17 protein-coding genes are annotated in these 18,807 nt (G+C 34.7%); 6 read left to right on the forward strand and 11 right to left on the reverse strand.

Annotated elements, in window-relative coordinates; translation table 11 throughout:
* The first annotated feature begins 63 nt into the window (after positions 1 to 63).
* The 4 genes from CRI88_RS01505 to CRI88_RS01520 all read left to right on the forward strand — a co-directional run bounded on the left by CRI88_RS01505 (position 64) and on the right by CRI88_RS01520 (position 3,959).
* Positions 64 to 1,053 carry an ABC transporter substrate-binding protein gene (locus CRI88_RS01505; protein ID WP_369802717.1) on the forward strand — a complete coding sequence of 330 codons (990 nt, stop codon included), beginning with the start codon at positions 64 to 66 and terminating at the stop codon, positions 1,051 to 1,053.
* A gap of 87 nt (positions 1,054 to 1,140) precedes the next feature.
* Entirely contained in the window at positions 1,141 to 2,145 is a 1,005-nt protein-coding gene (locus tag CRI88_RS01510) for a FecCD family ABC transporter permease (protein ID WP_101966354.1), read from the forward strand.
* Entirely contained in the window at positions 2,142 to 3,155 is a 1,014-nt protein-coding gene (locus tag CRI88_RS01515; protein WP_058843329.1) for a FecCD family ABC transporter permease, read from the forward strand. Before CRI88_RS01510 ends, CRI88_RS01515 begins: the two co-directional genes overlap by 4 nt.
* 15 nt (positions 3,156 to 3,170) lie before the next feature.
* Complete coding sequence (locus tag CRI88_RS01520) at positions 3,171 to 3,959, forward strand: ABC transporter ATP-binding protein (protein ID WP_036124909.1); 789 nt, start codon at positions 3,171 to 3,173, stop codon at positions 3,957 to 3,959.
* A 48-nt stretch (positions 3,960 to 4,007) separates the two neighbouring features.
* Here the strand turns inward: CRI88_RS01520 and CRI88_RS01525 are convergent, their stop codons facing one another.
* The 6 genes from CRI88_RS01525 to CRI88_RS01550 form a co-directional block, all read right to left on the reverse strand.
* Positions 4,008 to 4,982, reverse strand: coding sequence for a tripartite tricarboxylate transporter substrate binding protein (locus CRI88_RS01525; protein ID WP_036124911.1), 975 nt, complete (start codon positions 4,980 to 4,982; stop codon positions 4,008 to 4,010).
* A 35-nt stretch (positions 4,983 to 5,017) separates the two neighbouring features.
* Complete coding sequence (locus CRI88_RS01530; protein WP_058843327.1) at positions 5,018 to 5,692, reverse strand: response regulator; 675 nt, start codon at positions 5,690 to 5,692, stop codon at positions 5,018 to 5,020.
* Positions 5,693 to 5,705: 13 nt separating this feature from the next.
* Positions 5,706 to 7,304, reverse strand: coding sequence for an ATP-binding protein (locus CRI88_RS01535; protein WP_036124914.1), 1,599 nt, complete (start codon positions 7,302 to 7,304; stop codon positions 5,706 to 5,708).
* Positions 7,305 to 7,808: 504 nt separating this feature from the next.
* Positions 7,809 to 9,539, reverse strand: a complete 1,731-nt coding sequence (locus CRI88_RS01540; RefSeq protein ID WP_058843326.1) for an FtsX-like permease family protein — start codon at positions 9,537 to 9,539, stop codon at positions 7,809 to 7,811.
* Positions 9,532 to 10,221: an ABC transporter ATP-binding protein gene (locus tag CRI88_RS01545; RefSeq protein ID WP_058843325.1), complete on the reverse strand. Its 690-nt coding sequence runs from the start codon at positions 10,219 to 10,221 to the stop codon at positions 9,532 to 9,534. The genes CRI88_RS01540 and CRI88_RS01545 overlap by 8 nt, the downstream gene beginning before the upstream one ends.
* Positions 10,222 to 10,236: 15 nt before the next feature.
* Positions 10,237 to 10,851, reverse strand: coding sequence for a TetR/AcrR family transcriptional regulator (locus CRI88_RS01550; protein WP_257982862.1), 615 nt, complete (start codon positions 10,849 to 10,851; stop codon positions 10,237 to 10,239).
* Positions 10,852 to 11,101: 250 nt separating this feature from the next.
* On the opposite strand from CRI88_RS01550, the gene CRI88_RS01555 reads away from it, so the two are divergent.
* A complete protein-coding gene (locus CRI88_RS01555) occupies positions 11,102 to 11,722 on the forward strand; it encodes a flavin reductase family protein (RefSeq protein WP_089932129.1) in 621 nt (206 codons plus the stop codon).
* 414 nt (positions 11,723 to 12,136) lie between these two features.
* On the opposite strand, the gene CRI88_RS01560 is transcribed toward CRI88_RS01555, so the two are convergent.
* The 5 genes from CRI88_RS01560 to CRI88_RS01580 all read right to left on the reverse strand — a co-directional run bounded on the left by CRI88_RS01560 (position 12,137) and on the right by CRI88_RS01580 (position 16,769).
* A complete protein-coding gene (locus CRI88_RS01560; RefSeq protein WP_180957769.1) occupies positions 12,137 to 13,078 on the reverse strand; it encodes an alpha/beta fold hydrolase in 942 nt (313 codons plus the stop codon).
* Positions 13,079 to 13,370: 292 nt separating this feature from the next.
* Complete coding sequence (locus CRI88_RS01565; RefSeq protein WP_058843321.1) at positions 13,371 to 14,306, reverse strand: EamA family transporter; 936 nt, start codon at positions 14,304 to 14,306, stop codon at positions 13,371 to 13,373.
* A 433-nt stretch (positions 14,307 to 14,739) separates the two neighbouring features.
* Complete coding sequence (locus tag CRI88_RS01570; RefSeq protein ID WP_058843320.1) at positions 14,740 to 14,949, reverse strand: hypothetical protein; 210 nt, start codon at positions 14,947 to 14,949, stop codon at positions 14,740 to 14,742.
* Between the two features lie 160 nt (positions 14,950 to 15,109).
* Positions 15,110 to 15,769, reverse strand: coding sequence for an MBL fold metallo-hydrolase (locus CRI88_RS01575; protein WP_101966356.1), 660 nt, complete (start codon positions 15,767 to 15,769; stop codon positions 15,110 to 15,112).
* Between the two features lie 76 nt (positions 15,770 to 15,845).
* Positions 15,846 to 16,769, reverse strand: coding sequence for a DMT family transporter (locus CRI88_RS01580; protein WP_089932122.1), 924 nt, complete (start codon positions 16,767 to 16,769; stop codon positions 15,846 to 15,848).
* 113 nt (positions 16,770 to 16,882) lie between these two features.
* Between CRI88_RS01580 and CRI88_RS01585 the strand changes: the two genes are divergently transcribed.
* Positions 16,883 to 18,301: an aminotransferase-like domain-containing protein gene (locus CRI88_RS01585; RefSeq protein WP_101966357.1), complete on the forward strand. Its 1,419-nt coding sequence runs from the start codon at positions 16,883 to 16,885 to the stop codon at positions 18,299 to 18,301.
* Positions 18,302 to 18,807 lie beyond the last annotated feature (506 nt).

Raw genomic sequence — 18,807 nt, forward strand, 5'->3', positions numbered from 1 at the left:
ATTGAACATTCTATTATAATCCCTGTTAATGATTATCATTTTCATTTATATTACCAGAGAGGAATGATTAGACTAATGCAAGGATTTACTAAGTTAGGGAAATTGAGTGGTATAACGCTATTGCTCCTATTAACAGTCATGATGGTTTTAACTGGATGCAATGCTACTCAAAAAAATACAGAAACAGAGAAAAAGGAACAAACTTCTACGGAAGCAAAAGAATCTAATAGTAGAACAATTAAACACGAGATGGGAGAAACTATTATTACTAACACTCCTCAAAAGATAGTTACTCTAGAGCTATCTTTTGTTGATTCTTTAAATACTTTAGGAATCAAGCCTATAGGAATTGCGGATGATAATAAAAAGGATATGATTGCCAAGCTTGTTGGTCGTGACATAGATTATACATCTGTAGGGACTCGTGAACAGCCTAACTTAGAGGTTATTAGCTCTTTACAGCCAGATTTAATCATTGCAGATGCTGAACGACACAGTGCTATTTACAAAGACTTGCAGCAAATAGCTCCTACAATTGTCTTAAAAAGTCGTGAATCGACATACCAGGATAATTTGGACTCTTTTAAAACAATTGCAGAAACATTAGATCAAAAGGAAGCTGCTGAAAAGAGATTAAATGAACATAAACAAATTATAAACGAAATTAATTCAAAGCTAAGCCATGATTCGAATCTAACTGTTTTACCTGCGGTTGTACGAGATACATCATTTCAAGCACATACTACTTCTTCTTATGATGGAGAATTGCTTGAACAATTAGGTCTGAAGGTGGCCATTCAGAACGAACAACCTTATGTTGAAATGAGTCTGGAACAACTTGTAGAAATCAATCCAGATGTACTACTTTTAGCTAATAATGAAGGTAAACTGCTTACTGATGAATGGAAGGAAAATCCACTTTGGAAAGACTTAAAAGCAGTAAAAAATGAACAGATTTATAGTGTTGATAGAGATTTATGGACAAGATTCCGAGGCATTATTTCAGCAGAAGCAATTGCTAAAGACACATTAACAAAGCTGAATGAAAAATAAAATAAATAAAAGAGGAGTAAGTAAAGTATTCTACTTACTTCTCTTTCTAGTAAGTCTTATCTTTTGTAAGAAAGTGTGTTGTAGTTAATGGAATCTATAGTTAAAGGTAAAGTAAAAATATATAGTACAGCAATAACTGCAATCATTTTATTGATTTTAGGAATTATCATTAGTGTCTATGTAGGGGTAGCAGATGTCGATCTATTAATGGTTTTGAAGTCCTTCTTCGAAACCAATCCATCAAAAGATCAATTAATTATTCAGACCCTTCGATTGCCCCGAGCTATCATCGGAGCATTAGTTGGTGCTAATTTAGCCGTAGCAGGTGCTCTTATGCAGGCGATTACTCGAAATTCATTAGCTTCCCCACAAGTATTTGGTGTGAATGCAGGTGCTTCATTGTTTATTGTCACTGCTTTCGCCCTCTTTCCTTCTCTCTCTTCCCCATCGCTTGTTTTCTCTGCTTTTATCGGGGCAGCAATAGGAGGAATAACAGTCTATTCCTTTGCTTCCGGAGGGGGAATGACTCATGTAAAACTGGCGTTAGCTGGAATGGCCGTACATTTTCTTTTGTCCTCTTTAACTCAAGGAATCATTATTTTTAGTGAGCAGGCAAAGGATGTTCTGTATTGGCTAGTGGGGTCAATTAATGGAAAATCATGGACACATATTATGATCATTCTTCCATGGTCTATTTCTGGGCTATTCATTGCCTTATTACTTTCTCGATCTATTTCTATACTTGTCCTAGGAGAAAGCACTGCCCAAGGTCTCGGACAACAAGTAAATCGCATCCGTATTCTAGCTGGCATACTGGTCATTATTTTGGCTGGCTCTTCTGTAGCTGTCGCAGGTCCAATAGGCTTTGTAGGATTAATTGTTCCTCATATTGTTAGGAGAGTGCTAGGAGGAGATTATCAAAGAATCATTCCATTCTCTGCACTTTTTGGGGCTATACTTTTAGTTTACGCAGATATTCTCGCTCGATTTATCGCTTACCCTTTTGAATCGCCAGTTGGAATAGTTACAGCAATCATTGGGGCACCATTCTTCCTTTATTTAGCAAGGAAAGGAAGGCATATTAAACAATGAATAATAGACAACAGTTTAGGCAAAAACAATATTTTCATCCTAAGCTTATTCTCCCTGTGCTTTTAATCATCATCTTCATTTTATCAATAGTAAGTCTAGGTTTAGGAGCTATTTACATTACACCATCAGAAATCATTCACAATTTAATTGGGGAAGGAACACAAAGTCAAAGATTTATACTAAACAATTATCGTATTCCCCGTATTATAATCGCTATCATCGTAGGAGCTGGACTAGCAACAGCTGGAGCAATTTTGCAAGGAATTCTCCGTAATCCATTAGCCTCTCCAGATGTAATCGGCGTTACGAAAGGGGCTGGTTTAGCAGCCGTTATCATCATTGTTCTATTCCCAACGTCACCTATTATTTTTCTTCCCCTTTCAGCTTTTATTGGAGCAGCTATCATTGCTGCCATTCTAATGCTGTTTGTTTATAAAAAAGGTGCTCAGCCAAATACGTTGGCTTTAGTGGGAATAGCTTTAGGAGCAATATGTCAAGCAGGGATAGAATATTTAATGATTAAGTTTCCAGATGATGTAAGCATGACTCTTTTATGGTTGACTGGAAGTCTTTGGGCAAGAGGATGGGACCAAGTGTATCTTTTGCTGCCATGCCTCATTCTTATCCCAATACTATTTGGATTAACTGCTAAATTAGATATTTTGAGCCTTGGTGATGATATAGCTACAGGTCTTGGAGAACGCTCAAAATTTTTGCGATATATTTTACTAAGCGTTTCCGTTATTTTAATTGGCGTATGTGTTGCCACAGTAGGTTCTATCGGATTTATTGGTTTAATCGCTCCTCATATTGCCAGAAGAATTGTAGGATCTAAATTTAACGTTTTACTTCCTGCTTCTGCGCTCTTCGGTGCTATCCTTCTCTTAGTCGCTGATAGCCTAGGTAGAGGTCTATTTCCTCCAATAGAAATACCTGCTGGTATCATTACAGCAGTGATTGGTGCACCATATTTTTTATATTTATTACGTGCTGAACGAAAAAAAGCATAAGAAAGGTGAACATTTATGACAACATTATCAGCCGAGCATCTTTCACTGTCCTATGGATCAACTCAAATCCTTGATGATATAAATTTAGTCATTCCTGAAGGTAAGATTAGTGTTATTATTGGGTCGAATGGTTGCGGCAAATCAACTATTTTGCGCTCCTTAGCTAGATTATTAACACCTCAAGAAGGAATAGTCTATTTAGATGGAAAAGCCATTCATCAGCAATCTTCTAAAGAAATTGCAAAGAAATTGGCTATTTTACCTCAAGGTCCAGAAGCTCCGGAAGATATAACTGTTAAAGATCTTTGTTATTATGGTAGACATCCACATAAAGGTTTATTGTCTAGACAAACGCTGGAAGATGATGCGATTGTAAACCGTGCGTTAATGGCCACCAAAATGACCGATTTTGTAGATCGTACATTGGATGAGCTATCTGGAGGGCAAAGGCAAAGGGCTTGGATTTCAATGGCTTTAGCACAAGACACAGATCTTTTATTATTAGATGAACCAACAACCTATTTAGATTTGGCTCATCAAATTGAAATACTAGAATTGTTACGCAATTTAAACGTAACTCATGGTCGAACAATTGTTATGGTTTTACATGATTTAAATCAGGCAGCACAATATGCTGACCACCTTATTAGCATTGTTAAAGGAAAAATTTTTCAAGAGGGGCCGCCTGAAAAAGTATTTACCAAAAGCATGATTAGAGAAGCATTTGGACTTGATTGCTGTATTATTGAAAATCCTGTTGATCAAACACCACTGTGTATTCCTATCGGCTTATCATTAAGCTAGTACTAAGTACAAGGGACCGCTACTTTTAAGATGTAGCGGCCCCTTTATTTACGAATCCATATGAATACCCATTAATTGTTCATACATCCTACTTTGATTTTCTAGAAAAATAATCGTTTCTCTTCTATTTTTATAAAAATCATTCCACATATACATTTGAAGCGTTTTCTTCCATTTCTCAGTCTTCACCATTTTTTCGATTGTTGCATCCCAAAATTCAATTTCAGCATTTGACATGTTCGGAGGCCCCATCACTCCACGCCAATGTTCAAAAACTAAATCAATTCCTTGCTCAGCCCATGTCGGAACCTCTGGTAACTCCTTTAATCTTTTTTCAGAAGAAATCACTAGTAATTTTATTTGATTTGATTCAGCATATTTTTTCGCCTCTGATAAAGACATCGTGGCAACATCGATTTGTTTTTTTAATAATGCCTCCACCACTTGTTCACTATTTTCATAAACATAAAAGTCGAGCTGTTCCGTTTTCAGCCCAACCTGTTGACTAGCTAATACAAAGGAAAGTTGATCATCATTTCCAAGCCTTGGGGAAACACCGATTTTATAAGCATGCGGATCTTTCTTGAGATCGTCCATTAACTGTTTAGCACTGGATATTTTCGAACCTTTTGAAACAATGGTAACTTCCCATTCAGTCGCTAAGGTGGCAATTGGTGTAAAGTCTTTATACGTTAATTTACTTTGACCCAATAAATAATTAGTGATAAGTAGACTTGAATTAATGGCTATTACTGAATCTGTTTGATCCTTTGTATATTTCCAGCCTAATTCCCCGCCAACACCGACTTTATTAATAACAGAAATATTCTGATTCATCAAATTTTCACTTATCAATATATCTTGCATAGCCCTAGCTGTTACATCCCATCCCCCACCAATTGAGCTAGGTGCAATAATCGTTACCTCTTTTGTGATTGGTTCCTCGATTTTAAATTCATTTGTAGAGCAAGTAAAGAGAATTATCATGAACAGTAGGAATAACATGAGTTGTTTCTTCTTCATTCGTTAGACCTTTATCATAAATTTACAGTGTTTTGTCATATTAGGTAATACTTCCTTTCAGGTCTTCCGACAATTCCATAATCATGTTTAGCTGTACAGACGTTGATTGAAACCAAATACTCTAGGTATCTTCTTGCCGTTGTTCTAGATGCCCCCATCTTTTCCCCCATTTCCTCAATTGAAACGCCACCTTTAAGCTCAAACATTATTTCTTTGACTTTTTGCAAGGTTAAACGATCCACCCCTGAAGGAAGGTCCTTTTGATTCATCACAGTTTGGACAGAAGTGCCAAAGAAACTATCAATAATTGACTGATCGATTTCATCCCTACTATTAAAGAGCTCTTTTTTCCTTTTATATTCCTCGATGATTTCAATAAACTTTTCCATTGTTACCGGCTTTAAAAGATAGTGGAAAACGCCAAAACGCATAGCCTTTTCTAGCATAGCTTTTTCAGTTGCTGCCGTAACCATAATAATATCTACATTTGGATAGTCTCCCCTTATTTTCTGAAGTAAATCAGTTCCAAGCTCATCGGGCATATAAATATCTAATAGAAGTAAATCAACTTCTTCTTGCTCAAGCAGGTTCAATGTTTCTTTAGCATTTAACGCCTTCCCAACCAAGCTTACATCAGATACTCTCTTCAAAAATCCCTCTTGTATTTGTGCAATTCGAAAGTCATCCTCTGCAATCACAACTTTTATCACTTTACTTCTCTCCTCATATGAAAGCCCTTTTTGGCAGGTATACTGTAAAAATGGCTCCTCCACTCTTATCATTATGCACTTCAATTGTGCCCCTTAATGACTCCACAATTCGTTTAACATTGAATAAGCCATACCCCCTATTCTCCCCTTTAGAAGAATAGCCCAAAGTGAATATGGTATCTATTTGTTCCTCAGACAGCCCTTTTCCGTTGTCTGTTACTTCTATTATGATGTCATTACCAAAGCCAGTAATTGAAAACAATACCTTCTTACTTTGTTGATTAGCGACCGCATCAAAGGCATTATCAATGAGATTTCCGATAATTGTAATAATATCTGTTACCTCAATATTGCTTGGCAAAGGATCGACATGACTATCAGGATCAATTTCTAATGTTATTTTCTTTTCAGAAGCTTTCCCTAGTTTCCCTAACAAAATTGCTTGCACATTAGCATCATGAATTTGATTAAATAATATTTGATTTCTATGTTGATAGGTGATTGACTCCTTTTGAATAAAATCAAAAGCATCCTTATATCGTTCTAATTGGAGCAAACCAGATATTAAATATAATTTATTGGTGTATTCGTGGGTTTGCGCTCGTAAGCCTTCTGAATAAGCCCTAACCTCTGATATAGTATTGATTAAATTCTTTAATTCAGTCTTATCACGGAAACTAGATACAGCCCCCATAATTTGATTGTTTTTTATAATAGGAATAACGTTAAAGATAAAAACGATATCATTCAAGAGAATCTCAACATTGTGCATCATTTTTCCTGTTTGCAAAACCTCTTCAATTTTTGAATTCTTTAGAACGTCATTGATATGCTGACCAATTAATCTTTCTTCATTAAGATTCATCATTTTCTTAGCCGAATGATTGATTAATGTTAACAATCCATTTTGATCAATCGCAAGAATTCCTTCTTTAATAGACAAAAGAATTGCGCTTCTTTCTAGGTATAGCGATGAAATCTCGTGTGGTTCTAAACCTAAGGTATCCTTTCTAATACTTTTTGTTAGAAAAATACCACCTATGATACCGAGCATTAGTATCACAATAGAGGCAATGACAATGGTCTTAATTCTACTAATAATATTTCGATAAATGTCTGTTTCCAAAAACTCTACCGAAACGACTCCAATTATGCGCTGGAAATCACCATAGTCGGCCATTATTGGCACTTTCCCAATAATAACGGAGCCACTGCTTCGCTCAACTTCAAAAATATTTGAGCCTCCAAATAGCAGTGCTAGATCATTGGTATCATCTAAACCACTTTCCTCAATATCATTTTCTACATGAGAATAAATGATCTTATCACGATTTTCAATGATAATATTTGCTGCGTTTACCTGATCTATCACTTGCTCAGCGATAGGACGAAATTGAGTTTCTAAGTCCTCTTGTTCAATTGCATCTCTTAATTCAGGCATAAGTGAAATCGATTTTGCCGCTTGTAATGCTAATTGTTCTACTTGATTTCTAGTATCTACTGCTTGTAAATAAGCAAAGACACTTGCAAGCAGCGTAATAATGAGAAGTATAAGGGAACTAATTAACCCTAGTATTTTCGTTTTTAATGTAATCCTTTTATTTTTAAACATCGTATTTAACCCTTCTAAATTAGAGAGACAGAATTATATTGAATGAAGAAAATAGTAGATAACTCACGTAATGAAATTTAGCTTATGAGTATCCCATCTTATTGTACTTTACAACCACTATTTTATACATCTTTTCAAGCACCCCTTAGGATATGGTGAATGCTCACATTTAAACAAAGATGATACAGTTAGTTCGCTCATTTCTGTCATCCATTCTTTCGAAATCGCTTACTGTATAAGCATTAAATAATCCCCACCGTTCATAATCAAATGGTGATTGAATTCTCTTTAGATTTCTACCAGTAGAAGAAGTTATTCATATAGTAATATGATTTACCCTGTTCATAAAATTAATGTTGTATTCCTTAGTTTCCCTCGTACGAAAGATAAAACAAACAGCATCTTCAACTACCATGCACTGTTCCTTGAGGTGCATTTCTTTACATTCAAAACATCTTCGTTTGCTATCTCCTTAATAGTCACATCATTTTACTTATGTTGGTGTTAAAGGATGTATTTTTTAGTCTGTTCTGCATTTTGAATTTTTTCAATTTTATTATTAAATCTACAGTGGATAAGATGATAAAGTAGATTTAGCAACAACCATATACCGCCAATTATAAACAAATTCGTTTGAAACGGTATATAATCACCCGTTTTTATCGAGAGGCTTTTTTGTATGAACTGACAAACTATAACACTTAATGAAACCATAATGATAAATGCCACATTTAAAAGAGGTTTATAAATACTGATTAACATTTTGTTAATGGACTTTGCAGAATACCCTAACATATTTAAAATAAGAATATTTCTTGTGCAATCTTGAAAATTTAGCAGTATGACAAGATAAAGAAGCAAACAGCCAATCATACATCCTAATAGTTGATTTATCACTGCACTTATTTTATTTGAAACATTATTTTTTTGTAAATAAGCTAAACGTTCCTTTTCTGTTATTATTGATTTATTCTCATACTGTTTAGGAACAGTGTTTGAAAGTATTCCGTTATAGCTTGACTCTTTTATGGATAACATACTTGCTAATTGCGGTTCTGAAAGATAAATAGTCTTATTCTCTGCATTTCCCACAATAGCAGCAACTTTTAGTTTATAGATTTTATGTTTAATATTTACTTCAATATAATCATTTTGTCGTATTCCATAGAGTTCAGATAAAGCTTCATTTATATACACCTCTTTTTCTTTAGGTAAGAAAAGCTCCTTGTGATCTAATGTATAAAATTGAAACAAATTTGGTTTTTTATGAAATCCTATTGCTTGTTGATTAATTTCATTTCCTTTCCATGAAATCTTCACATTACTTCTTAAATAGAAAGTACTATCTTCTTCTAGTGGATGATACGGCTGATAATTTTCAAACTGAATATCATATTTATAGGACCTACCAAGTGTCTGGGTTTCATAAATATATTGACTGCTGAAATGAAGTGACATGCTCATAATCCATAAAACTGTAAAACAGCCTACTGACAGGAATAGTAAAGACACTGCTAATGGCTTACGTAAAGCTATGCGAAATGAGCGCCGATATTTGATTGGAACTGCATTGGATAGTTTATTGCTAATGAAAACTATCCATTTATTTTGGTGTTCTTCAGGGAAATTACATAATAATGAGGAAATATCAAATTTTAAAAACTTATAGTATGGCACTATTGCCATGATTCCCGATAATACAACAATAAATAGGAAACCTATTGCTAAATTTGAAGGGAAAATTCCCTTTTGAAGTGATTCAATATCAAAAGATGAACGATATAATTGTAATAATACATCTGAGCAAATCCATCCCAATATGAAGCCTACTATAAAGGCAATAAAAGAAAGACTACTATTAATGAAAAACATAACTGCGATTATTTGTTTATTTGAACATCCGAAAGCCTTATAGCAACCAATTTCTTTCAGATGATTACGGTAATATTTTAAAAAAAACATATAAAATGCAAAGGCTGCAATTACAGAAAAAATGATTAAAAAAGTAGCTGCTAAAATTTGATTAGAATGCAATGCAATCAATAGCTCTTTTTGCGAGCTATTAATTAATATCCCATTTGCTTTATTGTAAGCCAAATGTTTTAGATTCCCATCTATAGATACTTGAACAAAAAAGTACATAAATGAGCCTAAACAGCTCAGAAAAAATAACACAGACATAGTCGCTTTTTCACATAGTAAACTCTTGAAAATTTGTTTAAACACACTACTCATTATAGAATCTCCGTGGAGAAGTATTTAAATAATCGTCCTCAATAAGACCGTCCTTCATGACAATAATACGGTCTGCAACTGTGGAAATTTTGAGGTTATGTGTAGAAAAAATAATGAGTGTACCATAGGTTTTATTTAATTCCTTTAAATAGTCCACAACTTGTTTGCTGTTATGCTCATCCAATGCTCCTGTTGCTTCATCACAAAACAAAATTTCAGGATTTTTAATCATTGCACGTGCGATAGAAACTCGTTGTTGCTGACCACCAGATAATTCATTGGGAAATCGATCTGCTAATGTTTCGATCCCTAGCCTTGCTATAAGTTCACGGAATTCTAAATCTTGAGCATTCCCTGTTTTCCCTAATTCAATATTCTCCCGTACCGTTAATTCCGACAATAGTAAATAGTCTTGGAAAATATTACTGAAATTATAGCGTCTGAATTGAATCATCTCTTTTTGTTCCGCATGAGAAATATCTAAATCTTTATAATAAACATTTCCTCTTGTTGGCTTCATTAGTCCTGACATGATATTGATGAGTGTTGATTTCCCACAACCACTTTGTCCGAGTATCACATTAAACGTATGGGCAAAAAATGAAAGGTTAATTTCTTGTAAAACTGTATCAAAATCATTAAATTTTTTGCTTATATTTTGTAATTTTAAAACAGCTTCCATTTACCAATCTCCTTTTTAGTTAGTAAAAAAGCCAATATTATCAGTTGTTCCTAAACCTTTATTGATCAATTCTTCATAGGCTGTTATTTTATATGGAATGGTTTCTGGATCCCAATGAAATAAATCTTTATCTAAATAAAAATTTGATAGTGTCAATAACATTTCAGCTATTTCTAAGGGATAATTTGTGTAAAAAATTTTTTCCTCCACTCCCTGTTCAATGATTTCTGCAAAATACGGAGCAAGATATTTAGTTAGACCTATCATCAGTTTTTGATGGAATACAGCATTTTCAGGTTGATTCATCATTCGATCTTGCTCTTTATTTTGATGAAAAAGAGAAATACTATTTTGAACTGCCATTTTAAGTCTTACATCTGCGGATAATGTCTTATTATCCATCGTCTTTATTTCCACTACCGCATTTTCAACAAACAATTTAACAGCTTCATCTACACATTCTTCTTTTGACTGAAAATAATGATAAAAGGCTCCTCTTGATATGCCCAATTCCTTTATGATTATCGGAAGTGTCATTTTTTCATAACCATATTGCAGAAGAACCTCCCAAATTCGAATTAAAATGTCGTTTTTTTTATGTTCATAGTTTTTATTTGTCCTTGCCATCATAAACCTCCTATAAATAAACCGACCAACGGTTTATTTATATATTTCCATATTTTTCTTATGAAGTCAAGGAAATTGGCATAAAAAATTTAGAAATATCAAGGAGACGAAATGAAGAACTTTAAACTTTACCTTTCCTCCATATTCTTTTGTTGAAGTAATTATTTTGTAATCAACACTTCGATGCTTATCGAAATCTTTATATTTTACAATGAGTTATGACAGCGAAAATATTTAGTAGGAGGAACTTAAAATGACAATAATAAAGCAAATACCAAATACAAAAATGATAAATCCTAAAATTTTATATTATGGATTTCCTGTAATTTTACTGAGTACATTAAATGAGGATGGAACAGTGAATATTAGCCCTTTGTCATCTTCTTGGGCATTAGGAGACTGTATTGTCTTAGGTATTGGCCTTGGTGGAAAAGCAATAGAAAATTTAGAACGACATCCTGAATGTGTCATTAATATTCCTGACCCCTCTCTATGGGAAAATGTGGAGCAGTTAGCTCCTTACACAGGAAAAAAAACAGTTCCAGATTTTAAGAAACAAATTGGTTTTACATATAGAAAAGAGAAATTTGATATTTGTGGATTCACACCTATTAATTCTACAACGGTCATTCCTACTCGGATTATGGAGTGTCCCATTCAAATCGAGGCAAAGGTAAAACATATTCGTATCCCAGATTATTCTCCTACTTTTGCAATTGTTGAGACACAAACGATACATGTACATGCTCATGAGGAAATTATTATTGAAGAAAATCATATTGATCCAAATAAATGGAGCCCACTTATTTATAATTTTCGGCATTATTTTGGTCTGGGAAGCAAGCTAGGTAACAACTTCCGTTCAGAGATCTAAACATAATCAAGTTGTACTAGATACAGTATAAAAGTAAACCCATACTCTATTAAGTAAGTAGTTGGTTAGCGCTATTTATGTCATTACAGAGCTGTTCCCCATGATTTTTGCCATGAGCCGCCTGATGATGGTTTCAGCGTTATCGTTACGCCTTTCAGAACCTTTTTGAACACTTCTAATACTGCATAAAAAAGGCCAGGTACTCATATGAGCGCCTGGTTATTCATTTCAAGAACTTTATTTAATTGGCTTCAAAATAGATACTGGCTGTTCATACGCACAAAATAATTAACTACAACAAATATATTACACTTGATCGGAGGCACTTAGTTGGCTCACCCTAATTTCCCCAATCGAGATAGGTGCTTACTGACCATTAATATAAGATAAAATAAAGGATCTTTCTCAGTACCTTCACTGTACTTCCTTCATAAATTCTCTGAAGCCTTCAACGATTTCTTTTGCTTTGGTACGATATAAATAATGATCCCCTTCAAATGTCATCACTTTCCCATTTATAGAATCTTCTATTTGTTTTTTATGCTCTGGTATCCATCTGTCAGTTACTGGATGATTTTCTTGTATAAAGAAAATCATAGGGAGATTTTTTGGGAAGGATTTATTTTCAGCTGCTTTAAAATTTTCATACATCATTTCAGCTTCATTTAACTGGCTTGGGTTATACATGTTTTTGTGTTTAAGAATTCTCAATTGTTCTTTTGTTTTATCATCATATGGTAGTACGGCGTATGGGTCATCCCCTAGCTTTACTTGCAATCTCGCTAAACCCGATTTTTTAAGTAGTTTTATAGTTCTTATTATAGAAGAATCAATCTTTTTCTCGCTTATCGTTGGAACACTGCTATCAAGCCCGACAAATGCACTCACCTCTTCTGGATATTTGTTCACATAATCCAATCCGTAAAGGCCTGAAATGGAGTGACCCATCAAAATATAACGTTCAATATGAAGACGCTGTAAAGCTTCATGTATTTCACTAACAATATTCTCTGTGCTACGTTCTTTTTCAGTTAGATCACTTAACCCATAACCAAAAGGCTCGATGACAACCACTTTGTAAAATGGAGATAATTCATCTACTAGAAATTTAAAATCAAGTGCTGGTGCCGCTGTTCCATAACCAGGTAAAAGCACAACGGTTTCTTCGCCTTCTCCTTGAATGAAGACATTCATCGTTTTCCCGTCCACTGCTACAGACTGCCCATAAGTTTCTATTTTTCCTTGCTCTATTTTAGAGCAGACAATATTCACTAGGAAAACAATCGCTAAAAAAAGTATGATGGCTACAGCAAAAACTGCTATTAATTTACTTAAAATGAGGATCATTTTTTTCATTATGTTTGCACGATAGTATAGAACGGTAAGCGATCACCGTTTTCTCCATTGCTCTCGTGCCACACCTCCCTTTCGTTATCTCTAAGTGGATTCCGGCTACTTTCATAAACCGTTAAGGATAGCTTATACAACGAAGGTGTACTGCTTATGACAACAATATGAACGGAGTATGAACAAAAAAATTTACAGCGTTGCATAAAAGGTGTAATTGAATCTACTAAGGAGGACGTTAAATTCGTATCAGAAAACCGAATTGTTATCACATTGCTTGATTGTCATGAAAAAAGGATCTTCAAATCGAAGACCCTTTCGCTACTTCTTTGCTGGATTTTTTGTACTTAGTTTTGACGCTACTTAACAATCCATCTTTATCTAGCAATGTTGGTAAGCTTATACCGACAACGATCGTGACGATACCTGCTATTTGCAAAATGGTAACCGTTTCGCTTAATAGGATAACAGATACCATCACGGCGATTGGCAATTCAACAGCACTCAATATAGAGGACATACCTAATCCAACTTTAGGAACTGCAATAGTGAATAAGAAAACGGGGATAATCATGCCAAATAACCCTAATGCCAATCCATAAATCCAAAGCCCCTCATTAAACAAAGTACCATTCCAAATAATTTCTGGAGACTGAAAAGCCGCCGTAATCATAAAAGCAAAGAAAGAAACCAATACTAAACGGTTAGAGGTTGTCATACTTGCAGTTGCCTTACCGTTCACATATAAAAATAAAGAGTAACAAAGAGCAGCTGCTAATCCCCATAACCATCCCTGCAAAGGTATTTGGGATAAATCAACATCAATTATTCCAGCAGCTGGTATGGTTCCAGCTACCAATATAATTAAAGAGATTAATTCAATTCTGCTTGGAAATTGCCGTTTTGTAATACAAGAGATCAACATACCGATCCATGTAAATTGAAACAGTAGTACTACTGCCAAGGAAGCTGGCAAAAAGTTCAAAGAATGACCATATAAAATATTTGTTAACCCAGTTAAGATACCTGCAAATAGAAGGATTTTAACACCTTTAAAGCTAAATTTTGACCTGTTTGTAACTAAGCTGATACATACTGCTATACAGAAGCCGACAAAAAACTGACTTGTCACTGCCTCTGATACAGAAAAGCCACTACGCATTGCCAGTTTTATGATAGTTGAAACGATTCCAAAACTACTAGCTGCAATAATGACTAATAGGGGATAAAGATACATTTTGCTAATTCACTTCCCTCTTAAAACTTGTATATAAATTAAATTTCGATTATGATTTTGAGATTTTGAAAAAAAATCATAATCTCCAATATAAATCACTGATTGTTATTTTACAATCTTTTTTTCGGCAATAATGGTTTACAAACCGAGTTTTTCAGTGAAAAAAGAAAAATTTTGGAAATATTAAAAAAGCCAAACCCAGATGTATCAAGGGTTTGGCTTCTATCCATGATATTTCATTAATACAGAAGGTTAAATTGGTGATGTTTTATTCTGTATTTGCTTAAGTATGTTACTTTACCATCTTTTTCAGTAGTAATCCTAGGCAAAAAAATCACCTTACCTATAAGAGTAAAGTGATTTTAATCAACATTTTCTTCTATCAGTCACATAGAAAAAGTCTATTTCTCTTTAGTGAAAATTGGCAATACATTTAGCGTGACTCTTTTGGCGGTTGGCATACATCACATTTTCGTTGATGTTTATTTTTAAATTTCGTAAATGTTTTTTCAAAGTTACTTCCACATGCACATTTAAATAATAACTTTTGAGAAAAACCATGATATTCAGTCGTTAGCAACTTACTTTCCGAATTATTCTCAACAAACTTTTGAATTTCACTAATCGTCCAACGCTTATTCATTCTCTTACACCTCCATATTTTTCATTTTGCGGAGGCTTTTCTTGGCATCCGTTATAAAAAGGTCTTAATCATCTTAAGCTCTTCATTATAACATGAGCTGGCTAACAATAAAACAGACTTCCATTTACACTTAGCAATAGTTCCTCAAAAAAAGAGATCATTATTTGTAAAATTTTTGAATCTGCTCTTTAATATTTACGTTACATAATCCTCCGTGGTAACAAACTACAGATTCAATGTCTAAGTCTAAATATTTCTTCAAAGATTGACGAGCGACCTTTATATCCAAAGTAGTTGGAACATGAATTCCTCCCAGTGTACCGTTTACACTATACATCGAATCTCCAGCAACAAGTGTTTTATTTTGCTTTAAATATAAGCTGATATGGCCAGGCGTGTGCCCTGGAGTATGGATCACTCGAATTCCGCCACAATACGGTAGTTCTTGACCGTCTTTCAAGGCCACATCCACTTTCCCCTTGGGTGGATTCGCTATGTGCGCGTCTTTCAAAAGTGGTAAATCCCCCTGGATATAAGGCTTATCTAGTTCGTGCGCATAGACTTTTATATTACTTCCACAATTTCGCACTATTTCCGGGAGGCTGCCTATATGATCTATATCCTGATGTGTCAAAATCACAACCTTTAGGTTATCGAACGACATGCCTACCTTATCCATTGCTACGCGCAAATCTTCCATTTGACCTGGGAATCCAGTGTCTATTAAAACAGCCATTTCCTGATCCCATAAAAGTGTTGGATGAATGATGTTCCCATTAAATTCAAGAGCCAGAATCTCTACTCCCTTAGAAATTTTCATAGCTTCATTCTCCTTTTAAATTTGATTTAATCAATGTAGAATAATAGAATTTCTTACCTCTCTTATTCAAGCTATATTAATTTTTCACATCCTGAAGCATAGTCCTATTGCGCCAAAGCAACTCCCTCAATGTTTCGAAATTGACTAGAACCGTTCCAGCAATAATCGTCAGAGTACCTATGCCTGTTAGCCAAGAAATATATTCATGATAGAGGGTCACACCTAATGTAACGGCAATGACTGGTGAGATATACAGCCATGTAGAAGGAAAAACAGGATTCGTTCGGGAAACAAGCCAATAATAAATGCTATGGCCGATCATTGAACCAAAAATAATTAAATAAAGAAGAGAGCCAATTGAAGCTGGGCTTAAAAGATAATGAAGCTGAATGTTCTCAGTAAAAAGTGACAAAACGATTAATAAAATCCCACCATGCATCATTTGCGCTGCATTTAAAGCAATTGGAGATGTCGTTTCAAATTTTCGGATGACATGTTTCGTATAAATGGTTCCAGATGCATAAAAAACTTCCCCTAGTATTATGGCAAAACAACCAACCATCCAGAAGGGACTAATCTCAATTGAAAGGCTAGGTAAGATCAAGAACGTAACACCAATGACTCCGACAACACAACCAATAAATGATTTTCGATTTCCTTTTTGCTTCAATAGGAATGTCTGTATAATAATGATCATCATTGGACCTGTAGCAGATAAGACAGCTGCAATCCCTGATGTCACATACTGTTCTGCCCAATATAATGTGGCAAACGTCCCAAAGGTTAAGCCCACTCCTGTAAAAAACATCTCTTTACGAAATAACACCCGTATTGTCGTTCTTTCTCTCCAAACCATAAAACTAAATAGCAGTAAACCGGCAATAAAAAAACGGAGGCCAGCTGATAAAAACGGAGGCATTCCTGCATCAACACCAATTTTAATCGCTAAAAAAGTCGTTCCAAAAATCAAACACATGAAAAAATAATTAATAAGTACCATATAAACCTCCTCCTCTTTTTCTATCATAAAAGAAAGACAATAGAACAGATTAAAAGGGATAGAACAGATTAGATAGGTTCGTGGTACAATCGTTTTGAAAAGGAGGAATCAATATGGGCAAAGCAAATCAAAATGAAGATTATCTTTTTAACAAAGTTTACGATTATGTACTGCACCGTATAGAACGTAAAGAATGGAAAGAACATGACAAGATTCCCTCCGTCCGACAATTAGCATCTGAAATGAATGTTCATCGATTAACGGTATTAAAAGCTTATCAATTACTAAAACAGCATGACAAAGTTTATGTAAAAGATAAAGCAGGCTATTATGTCCAATCAACTGTAACGAAAAATCTTGAATATCTAGATCAGGACAATCCCATTGTTTCTGCATACGTAAAAAAAAATCATTTATCCGAAATCCATCAACCCTCTGTTTCCTATCATTTTTCTCAGGCGTTGATTGATCCAAATCTTTTGCCTAATCATTATTTTTCAGATTATGTGAAGGAAGTGTTTGATCTTTATCCTAAAGTACTTGCCACCTACTCAACTGTACAAGGTGATCTAGAGCTGCGTGAAACACTCACTCACTATTTTATCAACCAGTATAAAACTCATTTGAGTGCAGATAATCTGTTAATCACTTCTGGCTCACAGCAAGCGATTCACTTAATCGCTCAAGCTTTTATTAAACCAAGAGACGTCGTTTTATTTGAACGTCCAAGCTACAGTGCTGCGATTGATATTTTTAGAGCACAAGGAGCACAGATTGTAACGGTTGATATCCATCCAGAGGGCTACGATTTAGAACAGGTTGAATACTATATTAAACAATACAAGCCGCGCCTATTTTATCTCAACCCCACATTCCATAACCCGACTGGTTATACTGTTTCTGTCGAGCAGCGCAAAAAATTAGTAGAACTAGCTGAACAATATCGATTTCTATTAATTGAAGACGATGCCTATCACGACATCTATTTTGATCAAGCCCCACCACCACCCATTTACACGTACGATAGTGCTGGAACAGTCATTTATATCCGAAGCTTTTGCAAATATATCTCTCCTGGCTTGAGAATTGCGACTGTGATTTGTCAATCATCATTAATGAACTCACTCCTAATAGAAAAATCATTGGCTGATAATGGCTCACCACTTCTCAATCAAAAAATTTTTCTCCATTACTTTTCATCCCTAAGATTGCAACAGCATTTGGAGAAAATTAGGATCGCCCTACAGATTCGAAAGGAAATCATGGAAGAAGAGCTAGCTGTAACAGGTTGGCGATGGACTAGCCCAAAAGGTGGTCTGAATTTATGGGTGCAGCTCCCAGATAATGTTCCAACTGAATTATTACTATCTAAAAGTATTGAACAATCTATATCCTTTGTACCGGGTCAAATTTGTGATCCATTAAAACAACTATCATCCTGGGTACGTTTAAGCTATTCTTATGCAAATGAAAAACAACTAAGGGAAGGAGTAAAAAGGTTGGTTGCAGTGGCACAATCTCTTTCTACGTGAGGGGTACTTTTTTGAAACCAGCTACTCACTTTCAAATGGGCCTAGGCTTTTAAATTTTCTTTAAAAGCCTTTTATTAGCATTTAAATACAATTGTTGCAACTGACCAATTTAATTTCAACCATAAGTCAGGTTTTACACAGCTTTATTTATGCCTTAGCTATTATCAACCATTTAAATTATTTCGTTCATTGTTCGTCAATAACAGTGGGCAAAGCAACAATAGGCAGCCACATCTACCTAACATATTCTGCTGTCTATTTGAATAAAATGAAAAAAAGTTATACACCTAGTTCTTATCGGTACAACAGATTCCTGCCCCTAAAAAGGAATTGCAACAAAGGACAGAAAAAATTGTCTCGGGGTAAAGCGCAAATTTACCAAGAAACAATAATCGTCCCTTTAAATTCGATGAAGCCACATTGACTATCTATAGTGCAGCAAAATAACGGTCAAGTATAAAGCCGCTTCCTTCAAAGGGGGTTGCTTTATTACTGAAAAGCCAGTT

The sequence above is a fragment of the Lysinibacillus fusiformis genome (assembly GCF_002845985.1).
GTDB lineage: Bacteria > Bacillota > Bacilli > Bacillales_A > Planococcaceae > Lysinibacillus > Lysinibacillus fusiformis_D.